Origin of the sequence: Streptomyces fungicidicus (assembly GCF_003665435.1) — a bacterium.
Lineage (GTDB): Bacteria > Actinomycetota > Actinomycetes > Streptomycetales > Streptomycetaceae > Streptomyces > Streptomyces fungicidicus.
Window position 1 is genome coordinate 726,723 of sequence record NZ_CP023407.1, and the last position, 19,718, is coordinate 746,440.

A 19,718-nucleotide genomic window follows, 5' to 3' on the forward strand; every position below is an offset into this window, starting at 1 on the left:
CGTGTCCGCCGATACGATGGATCCGAAGCGGACAGCTGTCCGATACCCCGGAAACGTAGTGGACAGTTGTCCGGTTAACAAGGACGGGTTTCGGCCATGGTCCGGGAGGAGGACGAGTGGGACACCGGAAGGACGCACCCCCGTGCGCGGAGGCGCCCGGGAGCCCGGCCGCGCCCCGGCGCTCGGACGCGCAGCGCAACCGCGAGCGGATCCTGGAAGTGGCCCTGGCCGAACTGACGCGCTCGGCGGACGCGCCGCTGAGCGTGATCGCCAGGAAGGCGGGCGTCGGGCAGGGCACGTTCTACCGCAACTTCCCCAGCCGTGAGGCGCTCGTCCTGGAGATCTACCGGCACGAGATGCGGCAGGTGGCCGACAGCGCGGCGCAGTTGCTGAGCACCCGGGAGCCCGACTGCGCGCTGCGCGCGTGGATGGACGGGCTCGCCCGGTTCGCCATGGCCAAGGCCGGTCTGGCCGACGCCATCCGGCAGGCCACCAGCGGGCCGGGCAGCCCCGCCAAGCCGGGGCACACCCCGGTGACCGACGCCGCCGAACTCCTGCTGCGCAGCTGCGAGGAGGCCGGGGTCATCCGCCCGGGGGTGACCGCGGACGACCTCGTCCTCGCCATCGGCGGCCTCTGGCAGCTCGACCCCACCGAGGACTGGCAGCCGCGCGCCGGCCGCCTGCTGGACCTGGTCATGGACGGCCTGCGCGCGGGAGCGCCGGGGCGGTAGTCCCGGAGCGCGGACCGTCGGCGCCGCCCCGCGGAGGCGTCGTCAGGGCACCCCCGGCCCGCGCGCTCAGGCGACCGCCGTGCGGGCCAGCTCCCGCAGTTCCCGCAGGGCCTCCGCGACCGCCGGGCGGGTGTGGCCGCCGCCGCGGGTGCAGGTCAGCAGTCTGCGGTGCGGGTCGCCGGTGCAGCGCACCCGGGTGATCGGCAGGTCCGGGGCGAGGCGGGCGAGACGCGGGATCAGGGCGACGCCCATGCCGTGGGCGACGAGGTGCGCGATGACGTTCCAGTCGTGGGCGTGGTGCACGACGTCCGGGGCGAAGCCGGCCGCCCCGCACGCGGCCATCACATGGGGCCGGCAGGGACTCTCCGGCACCGGCGCGATCCACGGCTCGCGCGCCGCCTCGGCGAGGCCGATCCGCTCGCGTCCGGCCAGCGGGTGCGCGGCGGGGACCACCAGGTCGAACGGGTCGTCCAGCAGGGGCTGCTGGTCGAACCGGGTGTCGCCCAGCGGCGGGTTGAGCGGGGTGGACTCGACGACGGCCAGATCGGCGGCCCCCTCGAAGAGCAGGTCGAAGCTCTGCGGCACCACCGCCTCCGTGATCCGCACCGACAGCCGCGGATGCCGCTCCCCCAGCCGGGCCGCCATCGGCGCCAGCAGCACCGAGACGGCCACCGGGAACCCTGTGACACGCAGCACCCCGGCCGGGGCGCCGTGATCGGCGCGCAGGTCCCGTTCCGCCTGGTCCCAGCGCGCCTGGATGGCGTCGGCGTGCGCCAGCAGACTCTCGGCGGCGGGGGTCAGCTTCACTCCGCGCCCCTGCGGTTCCAGCAGGTCGACGTCCAGGTCACGGGCGAGCTGACGGATCTGCTGGGAGGCGGCCGACGGAGTGAAGTGCAGGGCGCGGGCGGCCGCGGTGACCGTGCCGTAGTGGGCGACCGCCCTGAGGACGTGCAGCCGGCGCAGATCAATCATGAAGTCCACGCTTAACGATGGCGTGCACAAAGTCAACCTGGACGTGTAAGGACGGTACGGAGCACCCTTGCCGTGTCGCGACAATCAATGGACACCCCCACAGCGAAGACACGTACCGAGGATCCAAGGAGTCACCATGACCAGCTCGACCGGCGCCACGGGGACGACCGGTACCTTCTGCCCGTACTGCGGGTGGCCGGACGACGCCGAGCCGTTCCAGGTGGTCTCCCGGCACGGCACCGCGGAGGGCAGCACGGTGTGGACCCGCTGCGGCTGCGGCTCGCTGCAGGTCCGTGCCGTCGACGGGCGCGGCGCCCGCATCGTCTCCCGCAGCCGGCCCGCGGACGTCTGGAGCCGGGCCGCCGGACAGTGAGCCGCCGGGGAGGCCGTTGACAGGGGCCCGCCCCGGCCGTACTAATCGAGGCCGGAGCAGGCAGGAGGCGTCGACGTGCGGAAACTCCCCTTGACCGGGGTCACGGTGGTCAGCGTGGAGCAGGCGGTGGCCGCGCCCTACGCCACCCGGCAACTGGCCGACCTCGGCGCCCGGGTGATCAAGGTGGAGCGGCCTGGCGAGGGGGACTTCGCCCGCCGCTACGACACCACCGTGCACGGCCACTCCAGCTACTTCGTCTGGATCAACCGCTCCAAGGAGTCCCTCACGCTGGATCTGAAGGACCCGCGCGGCCGCGAGATCCTGCACGGACTGCTCGAGGACGCCGACGTGTTCGTGCAGAACCTGGCTCCGGGCGCGGCCGGCCGGCTCGGTCTGGGCGCCGAGGAGCTGACCCGCCGCTACCCGCGGCTGATCCCGTGCACCGTCTCCGGGTACGGCACGGACGGCCCCTGGGCGGACCGCAAGGCGTACGACCTGCTGATGCAGTGCCAGACGGGACTGGTGTCGCTGACCGGGACACCGGAGGGGACGGCCCGCACGGGCATCTCCGTCGCCGACATCGCCGCCGGGATGTACGCCTACAGCGGGGTGCTCACCGCCCTGTACACGCGCGCCACCACGGGCACGGCGCACCCGGTGGAGGTGTCCCTGTTCGAGGCGCTCGCCGAGTGGATGGGCCAGCCCGCGTACTACACCCGCTACGGCGGCGCGCAGCCCCCGCGGCTGGGCACCCAGCACGCCACCATCGCCCCGTACGGCACCTACCGGGCCGCCGACGGACGCGAGGTGCTGTTCTCCGTCCAGAACGAGCGCGAGTGGGCCGCGCTGTGCGAGAAGTTCCTCGGCCGGCCGGAGCTGACCGCCGATCCCCGCTTCGCCACCGGTTCCGACCGCGTGGCCCACCGGGACGAACTGAACACGGTCATCGCCGAGCGCGTCGCCCGCCAGGACGCCGCGAAGCTGCTCGAGGAACTGGAGGCGATCGGCGTCGCCTGCGCCGGGGTCAACGACGTCGCCGCCTTCCTCGACCACCCGGTGCTCGCCGCCCGCGACCGCTGGCGCGAGGTGGCGGTGCCGGGCGCCACCGTGGAGGCGCTGCTGCCGCCCGCCGACCTCGCCGGTCTGCCGGCGCGCATGGACCCGGTGCCGGCCGTCGGCGAGCACACGGAGTCGATCCTGAGGGAACTGGGCCGTTCCGCCGAGGAGATCGAGGCCCTGCGCGCGGCCGGGGTCGTCTGACCCCCGGCTACGCCTGCCGCTGGTGCAGCGCGTCCAGGACGTCCTCGTCCGTCAGCTGGTCGAACTCCTCGTACCACTGGCCCACCGCCATGAACGCGGCCGGCTCGTGCAGACAGAGCACCTCGTCGGCCTCGGAGCGCATCAGCGCGAGGCCCTCCGCGGCGCCGACCGGAACGGCCAGCACGAGACGGCCGGGGTCCTGGGCCCGCGCGGCGCGCAGCGCGGCGCGGGCGGTCGAACCGGTGGCCAGTCCGTCGTCGACGACGATCACGGTCCTTCCGCGCGTGTCGGGCGGCGGGCGGCCCTGGCGGTAGCGCTCCTCGCGGCGCCGCAGTTCGGCGCGCTCGCGCGCGACGACGGCCGCGAGATCGGACTCGCTCAGGCCCAGCCGGAACAGGGAGTCCTCGTCGAACACCGGAACCCCGTCGCCGGCCATCGCGCCGACGCCGAACTCCTCGTGGAAGGGCGCGCCGATCTTCCGTACGACGAGGACGTCGAGCGGGGCGTCGAGCGCGTGGGCGACCTCGGCGGCGACGGCGACGCCGCCGCGGGGCAGGGCCAGCACGACCGGGTCGGGCAGGGCCCCCTCGTCCCGCCTCTCCCGCAGCCGCGCGGCCAGTTCACGGCCGGCCTGCCGGCGGTCACGGAACCGCATGACGGATGCACTCCCTCCGCACGAAGACGGCACCTGAGGCACCTGTTCCGCACCCGTGTACCCCTCCCGCCTCCGCGCGAAGCACCTCACGGGGCATGGGCGGGCGCGACTCGGGCAGGCGAGATCCATGGTCGGTGACACGGGTGACTACGCGAACGGGCACCGGGCGGTGTCGCAGGAGGACGAGGTCCGCATCGAGGCCTGGGCGGCGAGCAGGGAGAACTGTCTCGCGGAGGCGGTGGCGGCGATGGTGGAGTGCTTCGCCGACGTCTCCGGGGTGCGGCCGACCGGCGTGGGCCGCGTCCGTCTGGAAGAGTCCAGCGACGACGATCTTCTGGCCTCCCTGCTGGACGAGATCCTTTACCGGCTGGAGGAGCACGGACAGGTCCCGGTCGACGTGGAGGCGGACGCGGCCGAGGGCGGACTGGACGTACGGCTGGCACTGGCCGCCCTCACCGACGTGAGGCTCACCGGCCCCCCGCCCACGGCGGTGGCCTGGGAGGACCTGCGCATCCACCCGGGCCCGTACGGCTGGTCGTGCGCCCTCACGGTAGAAGCGTGACAACCACGAACAACCCCTCCGGCGCGCCGTCCAGCCCCTCCGGCACGCTGTCCCGCCCGCCCGGCGTACCGTCCAACCCCTCCGGCGTACCGTCCAGCCCGCCCGGCGTACCGTCCAACCCCTCCGGCGTTTGAGGAGCGGGGGTCCGGGGGCAGCGCCCCCGGGGACGGGACGGGAAGGGGCGGCGGGGGCGAGGAACCACCGTCCCGGGCACCCCGCACGCCCCGAATACGCCGGGATGTCACGGGGTACCCCGGGCCACATGAACGGCATAGACATCGGCAGTGACGCCTTCAACGACCACGCCTTCCTCGCCCGCCGTCACTCCTACGAGGGCCCCAACGTCTCCCCTCCCCTCGCCTGGAACGGCGTACCGGACGACGCGACCGAACTGGTCCTCCTCTGCGAGGACCCCGACGCCCCGTCCGGCACCTTCGTGCACTGGATAGTGGTGGGCATCGACCCCCACAGCGGCGGAGTGGCCGCGGGCCAGAGCCCCCTCCGTGGCACCGAACTCGTGAACGGATACGGCGACCGCGGCTGGGGCGGCCCCCACCCCCCTCCGGGCGACGACGCCCACCACTACCTGTTCCGCCTCTACGCCCTCGCCGAACCCTGCGTCCTGCCCGACGCGCCCCGCGCGGACCAGGTGCACGAGGCGGTCGAGCAGAGGCAGTTGGCGAGCGGCACCCTGGTGGGGCTCTACCAGCGCTGAGCGCCCCGTCAGTGCGTGGGCTCCGCCGCGCTGATGTCCGCCAGGGCGGAGTGCGGGTCCTCCGTGACGGCGAGGTCGCCGAGGCTGACCATGCCCACCGGGCAGCCGCCGTGCTCCACCACCGGGAGCCGCCGGACCGCGTACTCACGCATCAGTTCGACGGCGTGATCGGTGGTGTCCTCGGGATCGAGGGTCACCAGGGGCGGGCGCGTGCACAGGGAACCGACGGTCGTGGCCTCGGGGTCGCGACCCTCGGCGACACCCCTCAGCACGATGTCGCGGTCGGTGAGCACGCCGAACAGATCACAGTCGTACGCCACCAGGACGTCGCCGATGTCCCGCTCGCGCATCAGGCGCGCGGCCCGCGCCACCGTCGTCATGGGCTCGACGGACGCGGTGTCCGCGGACATCACGTCCCGTATCCGCGTGGTCATGGGCACCTCCCGGTACGTGGCCGGCCTGGACTCCCCGTGTCCGCCGCGTAGCCCGCTGCGCGGGGAGTAAACCGGCGGCGGGCCGCCCGCCCCTCCGGGTCTACCGGGCCGCCCCGGGGATCTCCTCCGTGACGCCGTTCAGCGGGGAGTCCGGGTCGGTGCCGTAGGGGCGGGTGAGGGCCTCGAGGCCGTGGCCCGCCGGATCCCGGAAGTAGACGCCGCGTCCGCCGTCGTTGCGGTTGATGCGGCCCGGGTGCCTGCCGTGCGGATCGGCCTGGATCGGGATGCCGCCGTCCACGAGCCGGCCGAGGATCGCGTCGAACTCGTCCTCGGAGACGAGGAACGCGTAGTGCTGTACCGGGATCTCGATGTCCAGGGTCAAGAAGTCCAGGGTGACGCCGTTGGCGGTGGTCACCGGAAGGAACGGCCCGGCCGGCTCCCCGACCTCCAGTCCCAGGATCCCGGCGAGGAAACGCGCGGAGCTCTCCCGGTCACGGGTGAGAACGATGGTGTGATTGAACTCGACTGACATGCTGTCAATGCCTCCATGGGCATTCGCGGCGCCTCCATGCCTCACCCGACCGGTGACCGACACGCGATGCCGCGGGGACAGGGTAGGCACCGGGACGCACGGCTGTCGAGCGGCCACCGGAACTCCCGCCGCGGTCGGCGGTCAGGGCGCGCCGGGACCTCCCCCGGTCCCGGCGGCCGCGTCCACCTGCCCGGCCACCCAGCCGAGGAAGTCGCCGACGGCCGCCGCGGGCAGTGCGGGCGCGGCCTCCCGGGGACGGGCGAAGCTCCGCAGCGCGTCCGTGATCAGCGGCCGGAAGTCCGGCTCCGCGGCGGCGACGGCCTCGGCGGCCGCACGCTTGGCGAACCAGTGGCCCGTGCGGCAGTACACCGCCGAACGGCAGCCGTTGAGCACCCGGTTGTCGGCGACGTGTCCCTCGCCCTCGGCGTGCTCCCGCACGGAGGCGCGGAGCGCGGCGAGCACGGCGGACCGCCCCGGTGCGGCGATCACCCCGCGCACCGGGGCGCCGAACAGCGGGAGGCCGCACTGGTGGGCGATCGACCGGTCGAGGACGTACCAGAACGCGGGGCCCTCGCCGGGGTCGTAGGCGGCCCGCTCGGGCAGTGACGGCCCGGTGTTGAGGTCCAGCAGGTACCCCGCGCCGCCGGACGGGCGGGCGGCGAAGCCCGCCGGGTAGACGACCAGTTCCAGCCCGGCCGCGGGACAGGGCAGTGCGGGGTGGGCCAGCGCCCCGACCAGCTCGGGCAGCGCCCGTCGCGGCAGCGAGTCGTCCACCACGACCGTCACGTCGACGTCGCTGCGTCCGTGCCGGTAGTCGCCGAGCGCGACGGACCCGACGGCCAGGACGCTCACCAGACGGGGGCCGCAGACGGCGCGGGTGCGGTCGACCAGTTCGCCGAGATAGGGGCGGAGCTCGCGGGGCGGGGCGGGGGGACGGCTCATGCGACCGGTGTCGGCCGGCGCGTGCGCGTCACGGCGCGTCGTTCCACAGTTCGTCGCTGTCGCACACCCGCGCACCCATGTTGCGTTCCATCATCCGCAGGGCGGCGTCCGCCAGATCGGCGTGGATGTGGGCGACGGCGTCGCGCGGGACGATCACATGGAGGTGCCTGATGTGCGCGTCGAGCGAGGAGTACAGGACGCACTGCTCCGTGACCTGGCCGCACAGCACCAGCCGGTCGATGCCCTGCTGTCCGAGCAGATACCCCAGCGGGGTCTCGAAGAAGATGGAGTGCCGGGCCTTCACGACGAAGAGCGACGCGTCGTCCGGCACCAGGGGCTTCACCAGGTCCGCGTGCGGTCCCGCCAGTGCGTGGTCGAGCAGCTCGCCGTGGTGCGAGCGCCACTCGCCGAAGTTGTCGTTGACGTAGATCACCGGGACGCCCCGCCGCCGGGCCCGCCGCAGCAGGCCGGAGACGGCCGGCACGACCGACTCCGCGGACGGGATCAGCCGGTCGGCGTCCGGATGGTCGTAGGTGTTGATCATGTCGATGACGATCAGTGCGGTCCTGCCCATGCCACCCGGGTTCCACCTGCAAAGCCGGCTCAGACATGTTCGCTCGCGCGTATTGTGCCGAGCGGGTCCGCCGGGGCCCGGCGCGAGGGTGCGGCGGTCCCGGGACTTGACATGAGGGAGCGCGCGTCACAGCCTTTGGCAACGTTGTCATACCGTTCTGACGGGACCTCACATTCATGACAGAACAGCACGCGCCCGACCCGGGTTCGTTCGCGGTCGACCTGCGGGCCGTCTGCGAGGTGGACTGGATCAGGCTGGCCTTCACGGCCGACGCGAGCGACCCGGTGTTCACCCCGCCCTTCCTGGACGGCCCGCACGGCCGCACGGCCGGCCGGGACGTCCGGCCGAGCTACCCGCTCGAGTTCGTCGTCGAGACCAGCACCGACAACGCCGAGTGGACCAGCGTCTACCGCACCGCGGCAGGCACCGGCGGCGTGGTGAACATCCAGCTGACCCGCCCGGTGACGGCCCGGTGGGTGCGGATGACGTCCCACCGCCGCTCCGGCCCCCATCCGCTGGGCCTCGACGGCTTCGAGGTGTACGGGGACCGCGGCCGGGCCGGTATCAGGGCCGTCCGGCCCTAGCCCGGGCCGGGTCCGCCGCCGACGATGGAGCAATGATCCACAGCAATGGCTTCCGGCCGCTCGAACGCCAGGAGTGTCTGCGCCTGCTGGCCAAGGCGCCGGTCGGGCGCGTCGTCTACACGCGGCAGGCCCTGCCTGCCGTGCTCCCCGTCAACTTCGCCCTGGACACGGACTCCGCGGTGGTGCTGTGCACGTCCGCCGCGTCCGACCTGGTGCGGGCGGTCGACGGGGTCGTCGTCGCCTTCGAGGCCGACGACTTCGACGCCGGGAGCCGGTCCGGCTGGAGCGTGGTGGTCACGGGCCGCGCCGCCGTGGTGACCGACGCCGCCGAGCACGGGCGTCTGCTGCGCACCGGCCCGCGCTCCTGGATGCCGATGCGGGACGGTGTGTTCATCCGGATCGACGCCGAGATGGTCACGGGACGGGAGCTGACGGGCGCCGTCTGAAGATCACCGGCCGCCTGCGGCACGCCCCGCGGGGTGCCGTACGGTACGCCTGTGACCGCCTTCAGCCCTGAGAACACCCCGGGCCGCCACGGCCCTTCCGCCACCGTCGAGGCCGAGCCCCGCGAGGTGGGCCGGGTGCGCACCGAGTACTCGCCCGCGCACGACGGGGACCCCGATCCGGGGGAGATCGTCTGGACCTGGGTCCCCTACGAGGAGAACGACGGACGGGGCAAGGACCGCCCGGTGCTCGTCGTGGCCCGCGAGGCGGGCGGGACGGTCCTCGCCGTGCAGCTGTCCAGCCGGCGGCGCGACGGTGACCGCGAGTGGGTGCCGATCGGCAGCGGGCCGTGGGACCGCTCGGGCCGCGACTCGTGGGTGGACGTGGACCGCGTGCTGCGGCTGCACGACGACGGCATGCGCCGGGAGGCGTGCGCGCTGGACCGGATGCGGTTCAACCTCGTGCGTCAGCGGCTGCGGGAGCGGTACGGCTGGAACTGACCGGCGCCGGCGGCCCGGACAGCAGGTCCGCGAACGCGCGGTCGAACGCGGCGCGGACCACGGCGTCGCGGGTGCGGTCCAGGATGCCGAACACGACGTGGGCGAACGCGCCCGCGAAGCGCCCGCCCGGCTCCAGGTGGCTCCGGAACGCCGCCGCCACCTGGGCGGGGTCGTTGCGGAACACCCCGCAGCCCCAGGCGCCCAGCACGAGCCGCCGGTAGCCGTGGGCGGCGGCGGTCTCCAGGACCCGCCCGGCGCGTACGGCCAGGGCGCCCGGCAGCCGCTCCGCCTGCTCCGGCGTCCTCGAGAGGATCACCCCGGCGTTGGGCGCCGGCGAGGTGAGGAAACCGGCCGTGAACGGCTCGTCCAGGAGGTTTCCGCGGTCGTCGCGGAAGACCGGCACGGCGGGTGAGTGGATCACGCGGTCCGTGTAGAACGGGTCGCGGTGGGCGCGGTGGTGGTCGTAGTACCCCTCGGCCCGCAGCAGGCAGGCGTACAGCGCGGAGGCGCGGCACAGGGCCTCCTCCTGGGCCTGGGCGCCGTTGAGGTATCCCCCGCCGGGGTTGCGGGCGGAGGCGAAGTTCAGCACGGCCACCGGGCCGGTGAGCCGCCGTGCGGCCTCCAGGCTGCTCTCGCCGGTCACCTCGAACCGGGTCCCGACCGGCTGGAACGCCGGGACGGGAACCGGTCGCGGCCCGAACGTCCGCGTTCCGCCGGCCGCGGCCTCGACCGCAGCCGCGACGGACACCTCGTGCCCGCCGGGCGCCCGGTAACCGCCCGCCGCCACGATCCGCTCGGTCTCCCGGGCGATCCCCCGCAGGCGCGCGCTCACGGCGCCACCCCCGTAGCCGCCGTGACCGCGCACCGCGCGGTCCCCCTCGTCGTGCTCATGCAGGCATCGTGAGCGATGCTGGTGATGCGGCGCAACGGAGTTTCCGCCTCCCGGGAAGGCCCGGGGCAGGGCGGGAAAGCCGCCGGGAACAGGCCGGACGAAGGGATTGCGGACCCGGGACGCCCCGCCAGGCGCCCTTGTGCCCGGCGACTCGAAGGTTTTGGGTGGACGAGTTCATGTCGGCCGGGACAGACGAGGCTCCGGGCCGACGACATGGTGGAATCTCAGGAGGATCCCGACATGTCCGATCCGTCGGACGGCTGTGCGGACCCGCGTACCGCCGTCACAGAAGCCGAGGTGGAGGCCCTGGTCCGGGGCATCTGCTTCAAGACCGGACCGCCGCGCCGCCTCGGTGTCGAGGTGGAATGGCTCGTCCACGAGCTGCGGGACCCGCGGCTCCCCGTGTCACCCGAACGACTCGAGGCGGTCTACGCCGCACTGCGAATCGTGCCCCTGAGGTCGGCGCTCACCGTCGAGCCCGGCGGCCAGCTGGAGCTCAGCTCGCCGCCCGCCGCCTCCCTGATGGAGTGCGTCGGCACCGTCTCCGCCGACCTCGACGCGGTACGCGCGGTGCTCCGCCGGGACGGTCTGGCCATCGTCGGTCTCGGCCACGACCCCTGGCACACGCCGCGCCGCTTCCTGCGCGCACCGCGCTACGACGCCATGGAGGCCTGTCTCGACCGCACCGGCTCCGCCGGCCGGGCCATGATGTGCACCTCCGCGTCGGTGCAGGTGTGCCTGGACGCCGGGTACGAGGAGCCCGGCCCCCTCGGCCATGTACGGCGCTGGTGGCTGGCGCACCAGCTGGGCGCGGTGCTGGTCGCCGCGTTCGCCAACTCCCCGATCGCCGGCGGGCGGCCGACCGGCTGGCTGTCCACGCGGCAGCTGCGCTGGGCGCAGATCGGCACCGGCCGGGCGGGCGGCCCGGTCCTGGACGCCGACCCGCGGGGCGCCTGGGCCCGGCACGTCCTGGACTCGCCCGTGATGTGCGTGCGGCGCGACGACGGGCCGTGGGACGTGCCCGAGGGGCTGACCTTCCGGGAGTGGACCAGATCGCCCCGGCCGCCGACCCGTGACGACCTCGACTACCACGCCACGACCCTGTTCCCGCCGGTCCGGCCGCGCGGCCACCTGGAGCTGCGCATGATCGACGCGCAGCCCGGTGACGACGGCTGGATGGTGCCCCTGGCCGTGGCCGCGGCCCTGTTCGACGACCCGGAGGCCGCCGAGACCGCCTACCGGGCGGTGAAGCCGCTGGCCGAGCGGGCGCACGGCATGCCGGCGCCGCACAATCCCCTCTGGCGGGACGCGGCGCGCGTCGGACTGGCCGATCCGGAGCTGCGGGAGGTGGCCGCCGTCTGTTTCGCGGCGGCGCTGCGCGCCCTGCCCCGGCTCGGCGCCACCACCGAGGTCGTCGACGCGGTCGGGGCGTACCGGGACCGCCATGTGGCCCGGGGCCGCTGCCCGGCCGACGACTCGCTCGACGAGCTGCGTGCGGCGGCCCGCGGCGCGCACCCCCTGCCCCAGCGCACGCACGGGAAGGACACCCCCTCATGACCGACCCCGCCCTCGACGCCGAAGCCCTGCGCGAGCGCGCGGTCGCCTCGCTGATCACGGCCCGGGACCGCACCACGCTGCTCACCAGCTGCGTCGACGAGCCCGAACTGACCGCACAGCACTCGCCGCTGATGTCGCCGCTGGTGTGGGACCTCGCGCACATCGGCAACCAGGAGGAGCAGTGGCTGCTGCGGGCCGTCGCCGGCCACGAGGCGATACGGCCCGAGATCGACGGCCTGTACGACGCCTTCGAGCACCCGCGCGCCGAGCGCCCGAGCCTGCCGCTGCTGCCGCCTGACGAGGCCCGCCGGTACGCCGCGGACGTCCGCGGCCGGGCGCTGGACGTGCTGGAGGCCGCCGCGTTCGACGGAACGCGGCTGACGGAGGCGGGCTTCGCCTTCGGGATGATCGCCCAGCACGAACAGCAGCACGACGAGACGATGCTGATCACCCATCAGCTGCGCCGGGGACCGCGGGCGCTGACGGCCCCGGACCCGGAGCCGGTGCCGCTGTTCACCGGTCCGTCCGAAGTCCTCGTGCCGGGCGGCCCGTTCACCATGGGCACCTCCGACGAGCCGTGGGCGCTGGACAACGAACGCCCCGCGCACCGCCGTGAGGTGGCACCCTTCCGCATCGACACCACCCCGGTGACGAACGCCACGTACCAGGCGTTCATCGCGGACGGCGGCTACGACGAGCCCCGCTGGTGGACCGCCGAGGGCTGGGCCCACGTCCGCCGCAACGCGATCACCGCTCCGCTCTTCTGGCGCCGGGACGGCGGGCAGTGGCTGCGGCGCCGGTTCGGCGTCACCGAGGCGGTGCCGCCGGACGAGCCGGTGCTGCACGTGTGCTGGTACGAGGCGGACGCCTACGCCCGCTGGGCCGGGCGCCGGCTGCCCACCGAGACCGAGTGGGAGAAGGCGGCCCGGTACGACCCGGCCGGCGACCGCTCGGCGCGCTACCCCTGGGGCGACGCCGAGCCCACCCCCGAGCACGCCAACCTCGGCCAGCGGCATCTGCGCCCGGCGCCGGCCGGAAGCTACCCGGCGGGCGAGTCGCCGCTCGGGGTGCGGCAGCTGATCGGCGACGTGTGGGAGTGGACGTCGAGCGACTTCCTGCCGTACCCGGGGTTCAGGGCGTTCCCGTACAAGGAGTACTCGGAGGTGTTCTTCGGGCCGGGCCACAAGGTGCTGCGCGGCGGTTCGTTCGCCGTGGACGCGGTGGCCTGCCGGGGCACGTTCCGCAACTGGGACCTTCCGGTGCGGCGGCAGATCTTCTCCGGGTTCCGCACGGCGCGCTCGGAGGAGATCTGATGTGCCGTCATGTGGCCTACGTGGGGCCCGAGGAGCCGCTGGGCGAGCTGCTGGTACGGCCCCCGCACGGTCTGTACCGGCAGTCGTGGGCGCCCCGGCGGCAGCGGTACGGCACGGTCAACGCGGACGGCTTCGGCGTGGGCTGGTACGCCGAGGGCGATCCGGTGCCTGCCCGGTACCGCCGGGCCGGGCCGGTCTGGGCGGACCTGTCGTTCGCCGATCTCGCCCGCGTCGTACGGACCCCGGCGCTGCTCGCCGCCGTACGGGACGCGACCCTGTCGGGCGCCGACGCGGAGGCCGCGGCGGCGCCGTTCGCCGCCGGGACCTGGCTGTTCAGCCACAACGGGGCGGTGCCCGGCTGGCCCGGCTCGCTCGCGCCGCTGGTTCCGTCGCTGCCCGCCGCGGACATGCTGTCCCTGGAGGCCCGCAACGACTCCGCGTTCGTGTGGGCGCTGGTGCTCGCCCGGCTGCGGGCCGGCGACCAGGAGGGGCAGGCGCTGGCCGACACGGTCCTGGAGGTCGCCGAGGCGGCTCCCGGGTCCCGGCTCAACCTGCTGCTCACCAACGGCTACACCGTCACCGCGACCGCCTGGGGCGACACGCTGTGGTACCTCACACGGCCCGGCGGGGGCACCGTCGTCGCCTCCGAGCCCTACGACGACGATCCGCACTGGTGTGAGGTCCCCGACCGCACGCTGCTCGCGGCGAGCCGTACGGACGTCCTGCTGACCCCGCTCAAGGAGCCCCTCACGTGAGTCCGTTCCTTCTCACCCGCACCCTGCCCGAGGACGCCACCGACGCCGCCCTTCGCGCCGACGTCCGCGAGGGCCTGACCGGCAGCCCCAAGACGCTGCCGCCGAAGTGGTTCTACGACGCGCACGGCAGCGAGCTGTTCGAGGAGATCACCGCGCTGCCCGAGTACTACCCGACCCGCGCCGAACGCGAGATCCTGCTGGCCCGCGCCGGCGAGATCGCCGCCGCGTCCGGCGCCCGCACCCTGGTGGAACTGGGCTCCGGTTCCTCGGAGAAGACCCGCCATCTGCTGGACGCCCTCACCGGGCTGCACACCTATGTGCCCGTCGACGTCAGCGAGAGCGCCCTCACCCTGGCCGGCCGGGCGCTGGCCGCCGACCGGCCGGGGCTGGACGTGCACGCGCTGATCGCCGACTTCACCGCTCCGCTGACGCTGCCCGCCACGCCGGGGCCGCGGCTGGTGGCGTTCCTCGGCGGCACCGTCGGCAATCTGCTGCCCGCCGAGCGCGCCGGGTTCCTCGCCGCCGTCCGCGGGCTGCTCGCGCCGGGCGACGCGCTGCTGCTCGGCACCGACCTGGTGAAGGACGAGGAGGTGCTGGTCCGGGCGTACGACGACGCGGCCGGCGTGACGGCCGCGTTCAACAGGAACGTGCTGTCCGTCGTCAACCGCGAGCTGGGCGCCGACTTCGATCCCGCCGCCTTCGGCCATGTGGCGGTGTGGGACGCCGGGCACGAGTGGATCGAGATGCGGCTGCGCTCGCTCACCGCGCAGACGGTGAAGATCCCCGCCCTGGAACTCGCCGTGGACTTCGCGGCGGGCGAGGAACTGCGCACCGAGGTGTCGGCGAAATTCCGCAAGGAGGGAGTGCGGCACGAACTGTCGGTGGCCGGGCTGGAGTTGACCCACTGGTGGACGGACGAGGAGGCACGGTTCGCGCTGTCGCTGAGCGTCGCGCGCTGACCGCTAGTCGAAGGCCAGTTCCTCGGTGATGCGCCGGGCCGCACGCCGGGCCTCGGTGGCCGGGTCGGAGCCGGTGAGCACCTTCGTCATGTACTGCTTGATCGGGTTGTCGGCCTCGACCGCGCTCCACTGGGGTGTGGCGGGGGTCGCCCGGCCCTGTGCGGCTCCGGCCGCCATGGCGGCGACCCCCTCCTCCCCCGCCGCCGAGTCGGCGAGCCCGGCCTTGTTGGGCACGTAGTTCATGGTGCGGGCCAGTTCGGTGTTCCACCGCGCGCCGGTGAGCGCGGCGACGACCTCGATGGCGCCCTCCTCGGTGTCGGTGTTCGCCGGCACCACGAGGTCTGAGCCTCCGGTGAAGACGGCGCCGGGCCGGCCGGCTGTCCGGCCGGGGACGGGGAAGTAGCCCAACTCGTCCTCCAGGTCCGGGTTCTGCTTCAGGATGGCGCTGGCGAGGCCCGGGACGGCGATGATCTGCGCGACCTTGCCCTCGGCGAACACCCCCGCCTGCGGCGGGTGTTCCTCGTCGGCGTCGACGGGGCCGTCGCCGAGCGCCTGGAGCCGGCGGTAGAAGTCCATGCCGCGCAGTGCGGCCGGGCTGTCCAGCGCGCCGCGCCAGACGCCGTCCCGCTCGGTGGCGAGCTCTCCGCCCTCCTCCCAGATGAAGCCGGCGAGCGTGTACCAGTCCTGGCCTGCGAGGTAGATGCCCTGGTTGCCGCCGGTGTGGAGCTTCTCGGTGAGGGCGAGCCACTCGTCGTGGGTCTTCGGCGGTGCGGTGACGCCGGCCTCGCGGAAGAGGTCCTTGCGGTAGATGACGACGCGGTTGGCGGCGTACCAGGGGATGCCGTACTGCTGGGAGCCCCACCGGCCGGGTTCGGCGAGGCCGGGCAGCCACTCCTCGCGGCCCCAGTCCCGCATGGACTCCAGGGTGAGGTCGAGCAGTCCGTCGCCCTCCGCGTACGTGGCGACCTGGGTGTTGCCGACCTCGATGACGTCGGGGCCGTCCGCCGCGTCCTCCTCCAGAGCCTTCTGCACCTTCTCGCCGATGCCGGTCCACTCCTGGACGCGGATGTCGAGGTCGAGCCCCGAGTGCTCGCGCTCGAACTCCTCGGTGAAACGGTCCAGATACTCCTGCGAGGCGCTGTGCTGCATCAGCCACACGGTGACCGTGCGCCGTTCGGTGCCGCCGCCGGGTACGAGGCCGCAGCCGCTGAGCAGGGTTGCGGACACACAGACAAGGGCGAGCAGACGGCGTCTCACGGGGGTCCTGTTTTCTGTCTGACGGACAGGGCGGGGCCCGACGTGGGGGGCGAGCGCGGCTCGGGCGGGTGCTCAGCATCTTGGTATGGACCAATGCGTAGGTCAAGGGCGTCAGGCGAACGGTCCGACGTCTCGCGCCGCGGGACGGTGTGGGGCACGGTGGAGTGACGTGAGAGGAGCAGTCGTATGTCGAACCACATCTACCGGGTCACCGAGATCGTCGGGACCTCGCCCGAGGGCGTCGACGGGGCCGTGCGCAACGGCATCGAGCGCGCTTCGCAGACGCTGCGCAATCTGGACTGGTTCGAGGTGACGCAGGTCCGCGGCCAGATCGAGGACGGACGGGTCGCGCACTGGCAGGTGGGGCTGAAGGTGGGCTTCCGCCTGGAGGAGACGGGCTGACCTGAACCCGGCCCGGCGGCCGGCCGGGGTCAGGTCCTCCCTTCGCGCTCCTGCGCGTCCTCGAGTTCCCCGGACGGAGCCGTCCAGCGCGCCTGGACGACGGTGAAGCCGGCCCGCCGGGCGTCCAGGCAGACGAGTTCGTCGTCGTCCACCAGGACACGGACCGTCCGGGTGCGGGCCAGGCGGCGCAGGATCGCCAGCTTGGTGTGGCGGGCGGGGCGGCGGTCGGCGTTCTGCCGCATGTGCACCTCGCCTTCGGGGAGTTGCTGGGCGGCGAGCCAGTCCAGCGTGTCACGCCGGCAGCGTTCGGGACGGCCGGTGAGGTAGACGATCTCGCACTCCCGCGCGTGCTCGCGCACCAGCGCGAGCCCCTCGGCGAGCGGGGGGTCCTGCGGCGCGGCGGCGAAGAAGCCGTCCCAGTCCCGGGGCCTGCGCTCCAGGAAGTGCTGCCGGTGAGCCGTGTCGGCGAGGGTGTTGTCGAGGTCGAACACGGCCAGCGGAAGCTCGTTGCGGGCGATCACCCGCCCACCCTAGCGGGAACAGCGGGACGCGCCGGTGCTGTGCCGGCGCGTCATGGGGGGGTGGTGGGGCGGTGTTCTACGGGCGGCCCTTCCTGGGGACGTCACGGCCCGGGGTGTCGCGGCGCCCGCGGCCCGCTTCGTCGTTCATCTCCGTCTCGGCCTCGATCCGCTCCTTGCGCACCCGGCCCCGGACGGTCTCCTCCCTGGTCTTCTCCTCCGTGGTCATCCGGACCCGCTCGACGGGCACCGCCTCGGTCTCGACGACGGGACGCTCCTCGTGCAGCGTGACCTCGTGCTCGTCCTCCTTGAAGGCCGGGCCCGACATGGCCTCGCCCCGGTTGGCGTCCGTGATCGGCTCACGCTCCACGCGTACTTCCTCGTGGCGCAGCGGCACGGTCTGCTGGACCTCCTCCGTGACCACGTACTTCCGCAGCCTGGCGCGTCCGGTCTCGTGCCGCTCGACACCGACCCGCATCCGCTCCTCGGAACGGGTCATGGCGTCGGAGCGGCGCCCCGCGGCGCCCGCGGCTCCGGCCGCCCCGGCCTTGCCGGCGGTCGCGGACGTGCCCGCCGTTCCGGCGGTGCCCGCGGTTCCGGCGGTGCCCGCGGTGGTGGACCTGCCCGCCGCACCTGCCGCACCGGCCGCGCCCGCGGCACCGGCGGCACCGGCAGCCCCGGCGGTTCCCGCCGTGCCCCGGCCGGGGGCGCGGTCGCCTTCCCCGGGCTCCCTCAGCACCGAACCCCAGTCGATGCCGTAGTACTCGTAGAGACGGTGCTCCTCGTCCACCGAGAGGTGGCCGCCCGCGTCGATGTCGACGTTGGGCGCGCCCTTGATCTTGTCCTTGGGGTAAGGGACCTCCAGGTGGTCCTTCACCAGGGCCGCGTCACGGATGGGAATGAAGGATTCGCTGGAACCGAACAGACCCGTCTTGACGGTCACCCACTCAGGGCGTCCGCTCGCGTCGTCGAGGAAGACGTGCTTCGCGTCGCCGACCTTGTTCCCGTCCCCGTCGTACACCGGGTGATCCAGCAGGATCGAGATCTCTTCGCGGGTGATCATCGTCCATCACCCTCCTTTCGAGGTCGTCCCCCACGGGTTCTCCGGATCATCTGGCTAAAAACGGAATAAAAGCGACAAAGGGTGCTTAATTTTCCACAGTGCTCACTGGTGGTGACCGTCCGCCCGCACCGGCACCGCCTCCCGCTGCGCCGCCAGGGACAGGGCGCGGCGGTCGGTGTGACGGCCCGGCGGAAGGGCGTCCCGCACCTCGACCTCGGCGACCACACCACGGGCCGACGCCACGCGCCACAGGGAGGCGAGCAGCGTGTCGTCGCCCACGAAGGCCGGCGCCGTGGCCGGGGTTCCGCGCACCCCCCGGTAGCGGATGCGCACCGGCTGCACCGGGACCCCGGCGTCCAGCGCCGCCTGGAAGACGGCCCGGCGGAAGCGGCCCTGGGCCCGGCCGCACCAGGTGCTGCCCTCCGGGAAGACGGCGACCGCCGCGCCGCCGCGCAGCGTGGTGGCGAGCGCGGCGACCGTGTCCGGCAGGGAGCGCAGCCGGTCACGGTCGATGAACAGCACCCCGCCCCGCGCGGCCAGCGCGCCCGCGACGGGCCAGCGCCGTATCTCGGCCTTGGCCAGCATGCGGGCCGGGCGGACCGCCGCGAGCAGCGGGACGTCCAGCCAGGAGATGTGGTTGGCGACGAGCAGCAGTCCGCCCCCGGGCACGGCGGAGCCGGCGATGCGGACCCGTACCCCGGCGGCCCCCACGATCCAGCGGCACCAGCGGCGCACCGCTCCGGCCGGGATCCGCCGGCCCAGCGGCAGCAGCGCGATCCCGGCGAGCAGCAGCGCGCCGACGGCGGTCAGCCGCAGCACCGCCAGCGGTACGGCCACCGTGGGCGCCGCCGGTTCCACACAGCCCTTCGGGGTGCAGGGCGCGCCCGGCAGCCAGACGCTCATCAGGCGGGGACGAGGGAGAGGAAGTGCCGCAGGTAGCGCGGGTTGACCCGGTTCATCGGCAGCAGCACGTAGAGGTCGGCGACGCCGAAGTCCACGTCGTGCGCGGGCTCCCCGCAGACCCAGGCGCCGAGCCGCAGGTAGCCGCGGAGCAGGGCGGGCAGCTCACCGGGCGTGGCGGGGGCCGGGGTCTTCGGCGCCCAGGGCAGCAGCGGGCGCACCCGGTACTCCTCCGGCGCGAGGTGCTTGGCCCGCACCCGGTCCCAGGTGGCGGCGGCGAGGCCGCCTCCGTCGGCGAGGGGGACCGAGCAGCAGCCGGCCAGCCAGGTGCGGCCGTGGTCGGTCATGTAGCGGGCTATGCCGGCCCAGATGAGGCCGATGACCGCGCCGCCGCGGTGGTCGGGGTGGACGCAGGAGCGGCCGACCTCGACGAGGGACGACCGGATCGCGTCGAGCGCCGACAGGTCGAACTCGCCCTCCGCGTACAGCCGTCCGGCGATCCCGGCGCGCTCGGGCGGCAGCAGCCGGTAGGTGCCGACGACCTGCCCGCTCACCTCCTCGCGCACCAGCAGGTGGTCGCAGTAGGCGTCGAAGGGGTCGACGTCCAGCCCCGGCTGCGGGGTGGAGAGCAGGGCGCCCATCTCCCCCGCGAAGACGTCGTGCCGCAGCCGCTGGGCGGCACGCACGTCCTCCTCGTCGCGGGCGAGCGTGACGGTGTAGCGGAGGGGCGCCGGGGACTGCGGGGGACGGTGGAGCGTGGGGACGCCGGTCATGGCTGACTCCTGGGCACGGGCCGCGGACGGCCGGGCGGGGGCGGACCGGGG

General features: G+C 73.9%; 26 protein-coding genes. 14 read left to right on the top strand and 12 right to left on the bottom strand.

The features are described 5' to 3' along the window. The first annotated feature begins 116 nt into the window (after positions 1-116). Positions 117-731, top strand: coding sequence for a TetR/AcrR family transcriptional regulator (locus CNQ36_RS03090; RefSeq protein WP_121544829.1), 615 nt, complete (start codon positions 117-119; stop codon positions 729-731). 66 nt (positions 732-797) lie between these two features. Here CNQ36_RS03090 and CNQ36_RS03095 read toward each other — a convergent pair whose 3' ends face one another. Then, a complete protein-coding gene (locus tag CNQ36_RS03095; RefSeq protein ID WP_121548343.1) occupies positions 798-1,703 on the bottom strand; it encodes a LysR family transcriptional regulator in 906 nt (301 codons plus the stop codon). Between the two features lie 136 nt (positions 1,704-1,839). Between CNQ36_RS03095 and CNQ36_RS03100 the strand changes: the two genes are divergently transcribed. Both CNQ36_RS03100 and CNQ36_RS03105 read left to right on the top strand, forming a co-directional pair. Continuing rightward, a complete protein-coding gene (locus CNQ36_RS03100) occupies positions 1,840-2,076 on the top strand; it encodes a hypothetical protein (RefSeq protein ID WP_040907939.1) in 237 nt (78 codons plus the stop codon). A 75-nt stretch (positions 2,077-2,151) separates the two neighbouring features. Further along, positions 2,152-3,336: a CaiB/BaiF CoA transferase family protein gene (locus CNQ36_RS03105; RefSeq protein ID WP_121544830.1), complete on the top strand. Its 1,185-nt coding sequence runs from the start codon at positions 2,152-2,154 to the stop codon at positions 3,334-3,336. Positions 3,337-3,343: 7 nt separating this feature from the next. On the opposite strand, the gene CNQ36_RS03110 is transcribed toward CNQ36_RS03105, so the two are convergent. Beyond that, a complete protein-coding gene (locus CNQ36_RS03110; protein WP_121544831.1) occupies positions 3,344-3,991 on the bottom strand; it encodes a phosphoribosyltransferase in 648 nt (215 codons plus the stop codon). Positions 3,992-4,118: 127 nt separating this feature from the next. On the opposite strand from CNQ36_RS03110, the gene CNQ36_RS03115 reads away from it, so the two are divergent. The 3 genes from CNQ36_RS03115 to CNQ36_RS03120 all read left to right on the top strand — a co-directional run bounded on the left by CNQ36_RS03115 (position 4,119) and on the right by CNQ36_RS03120 (position 5,268). After that, positions 4,119-4,553, top strand: a complete 435-nt coding sequence (locus CNQ36_RS03115; RefSeq protein ID WP_121544832.1) for an archease — start codon at positions 4,119-4,121, stop codon at positions 4,551-4,553. Continuing rightward, positions 4,550-4,687 (top strand): hypothetical protein, encoded by a 138-nt coding sequence (locus CNQ36_RS34580; RefSeq protein WP_163013188.1) that lies wholly within the window; start codon positions 4,550-4,552, stop codon positions 4,685-4,687. The genes CNQ36_RS03115 and CNQ36_RS34580 overlap by 4 nt, the downstream gene beginning before the upstream one ends. Positions 4,688-4,815: 128 nt before the next feature. Then, positions 4,816-5,268: a YbhB/YbcL family Raf kinase inhibitor-like protein gene (locus CNQ36_RS03120; protein ID WP_121544833.1), complete on the top strand. Its 453-nt coding sequence runs from the start codon at positions 4,816-4,818 to the stop codon at positions 5,266-5,268. Between the two features lie 8 nt (positions 5,269-5,276). Here CNQ36_RS03120 and CNQ36_RS03125 read toward each other — a convergent pair whose 3' ends face one another. From CNQ36_RS03125 to CNQ36_RS03140, 4 genes are all read right to left on the bottom strand, one after another. Next, the gene (locus CNQ36_RS03125) at positions 5,277-5,702 is read right to left on the bottom strand and encodes a CBS domain-containing protein (RefSeq protein WP_040907934.1); all 426 of its coding nucleotides are present in this window, start codon (positions 5,700-5,702) and stop codon (positions 5,277-5,279) included. 100 nt (positions 5,703-5,802) lie between these two features. Then, the gene (locus CNQ36_RS03130; protein ID WP_121544834.1) at positions 5,803-6,234 is read right to left on the bottom strand and encodes a VOC family protein; all 432 of its coding nucleotides are present in this window, start codon (positions 6,232-6,234) and stop codon (positions 5,803-5,805) included. Between the two features lie 141 nt (positions 6,235-6,375). After that, positions 6,376-7,176 carry a nucleotidyltransferase domain-containing protein gene (locus tag CNQ36_RS03135; protein ID WP_121544835.1) on the bottom strand — a complete coding sequence of 267 codons (801 nt, stop codon included), beginning with the start codon at positions 7,174-7,176 and terminating at the stop codon, positions 6,376-6,378. 28 nt (positions 7,177-7,204) lie between these two features. Next, the gene (locus CNQ36_RS03140) at positions 7,205-7,750 is read right to left on the bottom strand and encodes a cysteine hydrolase family protein (RefSeq protein ID WP_121544836.1); all 546 of its coding nucleotides are present in this window, start codon (positions 7,748-7,750) and stop codon (positions 7,205-7,207) included. A gap of 176 nt (positions 7,751-7,926) precedes the next feature. Between CNQ36_RS03140 and CNQ36_RS03145 the strand changes: the two genes are divergently transcribed. Genes CNQ36_RS03145 through CNQ36_RS03155 form a run of 3 tightly spaced genes read left to right on the top strand, consistent with a single transcriptional unit; the run spans position 7,927 to position 9,278 of the window. Then, positions 7,927-8,334, top strand: coding sequence for a discoidin domain-containing protein (locus tag CNQ36_RS03145; RefSeq protein WP_121544837.1), 408 nt, complete (start codon positions 7,927-7,929; stop codon positions 8,332-8,334). 32 nt (positions 8,335-8,366) lie between these two features. Next, positions 8,367-8,780, top strand: a complete 414-nt coding sequence (locus tag CNQ36_RS03150) for a pyridoxamine 5'-phosphate oxidase family protein (protein ID WP_121544838.1) — start codon at positions 8,367-8,369, stop codon at positions 8,778-8,780. A 51-nt stretch (positions 8,781-8,831) separates the two neighbouring features. Then, the gene (locus CNQ36_RS03155; RefSeq protein ID WP_040907932.1) at positions 8,832-9,278 is read left to right on the top strand and encodes a type II toxin-antitoxin system PemK/MazF family toxin; all 447 of its coding nucleotides are present in this window, start codon (positions 8,832-8,834) and stop codon (positions 9,276-9,278) included. On the opposite strand, the gene CNQ36_RS03160 is transcribed toward CNQ36_RS03155, so the two are convergent. Continuing rightward, positions 9,232-10,110, bottom strand: coding sequence for a TIGR02452 family protein (locus tag CNQ36_RS03160; RefSeq protein WP_163013189.1), 879 nt, complete (start codon positions 10,108-10,110; stop codon positions 9,232-9,234). The two genes, CNQ36_RS03155 and CNQ36_RS03160, sit on opposite strands and share 47 nt — an antisense overlap. Positions 10,111-10,410: 300 nt before the next feature. Here CNQ36_RS03160 and egtA point away from each other — a divergent pair, with 300 nt between their 5' ends. The 4 genes from egtA to egtD are packed head-to-tail and all read left to right on the top strand — an operon-like array spanning position 10,411 to position 14,754. After that, positions 10,411-11,727, top strand: coding sequence for an ergothioneine biosynthesis glutamate--cysteine ligase EgtA (egtA, locus tag CNQ36_RS03165; protein WP_121544840.1), 1,317 nt, complete (start codon positions 10,411-10,413; stop codon positions 11,725-11,727). Further along, positions 11,724-13,040, top strand: coding sequence for an ergothioneine biosynthesis protein EgtB (gene egtB, locus CNQ36_RS03170; protein WP_121544841.1), 1,317 nt, complete (start codon positions 11,724-11,726; stop codon positions 13,038-13,040). The genes egtA and egtB overlap by 4 nt, the downstream gene beginning before the upstream one ends. Next, positions 13,040-13,795 (top strand): ergothioneine biosynthesis protein EgtC, encoded by a 756-nt coding sequence (gene egtC / locus CNQ36_RS03175; protein WP_121544842.1) that lies wholly within the window; start codon positions 13,040-13,042, stop codon positions 13,793-13,795. Before egtB ends, egtC begins: the two co-directional genes overlap by 1 nt. Beyond that, positions 13,792-14,754: an L-histidine N(alpha)-methyltransferase gene (gene egtD, locus CNQ36_RS03180; RefSeq protein ID WP_004935410.1), complete on the top strand. Its 963-nt coding sequence runs from the start codon at positions 13,792-13,794 to the stop codon at positions 14,752-14,754. Before egtC ends, egtD begins: the two co-directional genes overlap by 4 nt. A gap of 3 nt (positions 14,755-14,757) precedes the next feature. On the opposite strand, the gene CNQ36_RS03185 is transcribed toward egtD, so the two are convergent. After that, positions 14,758-16,011 (bottom strand): extracellular solute-binding protein, encoded by a 1,254-nt coding sequence (locus CNQ36_RS03185; RefSeq protein WP_121544843.1) that lies wholly within the window; start codon positions 16,009-16,011, stop codon positions 14,758-14,760. A gap of 186 nt (positions 16,012-16,197) precedes the next feature. On the opposite strand from CNQ36_RS03185, the gene CNQ36_RS03190 reads away from it, so the two are divergent. Next, a complete protein-coding gene (locus tag CNQ36_RS03190; RefSeq protein WP_121544844.1) occupies positions 16,198-16,413 on the top strand; it encodes a dodecin in 216 nt (71 codons plus the stop codon). A gap of 29 nt (positions 16,414-16,442) precedes the next feature. Here the strand turns inward: CNQ36_RS03190 and CNQ36_RS03195 are convergent, their stop codons facing one another. From CNQ36_RS03195 to CNQ36_RS03210, 4 genes are all read right to left on the bottom strand, one after another. Then, entirely contained in the window at positions 16,443-16,934 is a 492-nt protein-coding gene (locus tag CNQ36_RS03195) for a phosphatase domain-containing protein (RefSeq protein WP_121544845.1), read from the bottom strand. A 76-nt stretch (positions 16,935-17,010) separates the two neighbouring features. After that, on the bottom strand, positions 17,011-17,994 hold the full coding sequence (locus CNQ36_RS03200) for a DUF2382 domain-containing protein (protein ID WP_121544846.1): 984 nt from the start codon (positions 17,992-17,994) through the stop codon (positions 17,011-17,013). 102 nt (positions 17,995-18,096) lie between these two features. Further along, positions 18,097-18,897 carry a lysophospholipid acyltransferase family protein gene (locus tag CNQ36_RS03205; protein WP_121544847.1) on the bottom strand — a complete coding sequence of 267 codons (801 nt, stop codon included), beginning with the start codon at positions 18,895-18,897 and terminating at the stop codon, positions 18,097-18,099. Next, positions 18,897-19,667, bottom strand: a complete 771-nt coding sequence (locus CNQ36_RS03210) for a GNAT family N-acetyltransferase (protein WP_121544848.1) — start codon at positions 19,665-19,667, stop codon at positions 18,897-18,899. Before CNQ36_RS03210 ends, CNQ36_RS03205 begins: the two co-directional genes overlap by 1 nt. Between the last annotated feature and the right edge of the window lie 51 nt (positions 19,668-19,718).

Bases quoted from the DNA above. Each gene is read 5' to 3' on its own strand.
- CNQ36_RS03210 (WP_121544848.1), bottom strand. From the start codon at position 19,667: ATGACCGGCGTCCCCACGCTCCACCGTCCCCCGCAGTCCCCGGCGCCC.
- CNQ36_RS03110 (WP_121544831.1), bottom strand. From the start codon at position 3,991: ATGCGGTTCCGTGACCGCCGGCAGGCCGGCCGTGAACTGGCCGCGCGG.
- CNQ36_RS03205 (WP_121544847.1), bottom strand. From the start codon at position 18,897: ATGAGCGTCTGGCTGCCGGGCGCGCCCTGCACCCCGAAGGGCTGTGTG.
- CNQ36_RS03115 (WP_121544832.1), top strand. From the start codon at position 4,119: ATGGTCGGTGACACGGGTGACTACGCGAACGGGCACCGGGCGGTGTCG.
- CNQ36_RS03095 (WP_121548343.1), bottom strand. From the start codon at position 1,703: ATGATTGATCTGCGCCGGCTGCACGTCCTCAGGGCGGTCGCCCACTAC.
- CNQ36_RS03200 (WP_121544846.1), bottom strand. From the start codon at position 17,994: ATGATCACCCGCGAAGAGATCTCGATCCTGCTGGATCACCCGGTGTAC.
- CNQ36_RS03120 (WP_121544833.1), top strand. From the start codon at position 4,816: ATGAACGGCATAGACATCGGCAGTGACGCCTTCAACGACCACGCCTTC.
- CNQ36_RS03190 (WP_121544844.1), top strand. From the start codon at position 16,198: ATGTCGAACCACATCTACCGGGTCACCGAGATCGTCGGGACCTCGCCC.
- CNQ36_RS03150 (WP_121544838.1), top strand. From the start codon at position 8,367: ATGATCCACAGCAATGGCTTCCGGCCGCTCGAACGCCAGGAGTGTCTG.
- CNQ36_RS03100 (WP_040907939.1), top strand. From the start codon at position 1,840: ATGACCAGCTCGACCGGCGCCACGGGGACGACCGGTACCTTCTGCCCG.
- CNQ36_RS03130 (WP_121544834.1), bottom strand. From the start codon at position 6,234: ATGTCAGTCGAGTTCAATCACACCATCGTTCTCACCCGTGACCGGGAG.
- egtB (WP_121544841.1), top strand. From the start codon at position 11,724: ATGACCGACCCCGCCCTCGACGCCGAAGCCCTGCGCGAGCGCGCGGTC.
- CNQ36_RS03125 (WP_040907934.1), bottom strand. From the start codon at position 5,702: ATGACCACGCGGATACGGGACGTGATGTCCGCGGACACCGCGTCCGTC.
- CNQ36_RS03135 (WP_121544835.1), bottom strand. From the start codon at position 7,176: ATGAGCCGTCCCCCCGCCCCGCCCCGCGAGCTCCGCCCCTATCTCGGC.
- CNQ36_RS03145 (WP_121544837.1), top strand. From the start codon at position 7,927: ATGACAGAACAGCACGCGCCCGACCCGGGTTCGTTCGCGGTCGACCTG.
- egtC (WP_121544842.1), top strand. From the start codon at position 13,040: ATGTGCCGTCATGTGGCCTACGTGGGGCCCGAGGAGCCGCTGGGCGAG.
- CNQ36_RS03140 (WP_121544836.1), bottom strand. From the start codon at position 7,750: ATGGGCAGGACCGCACTGATCGTCATCGACATGATCAACACCTACGAC.
- egtA (WP_121544840.1), top strand. From the start codon at position 10,411: ATGTCCGATCCGTCGGACGGCTGTGCGGACCCGCGTACCGCCGTCACA.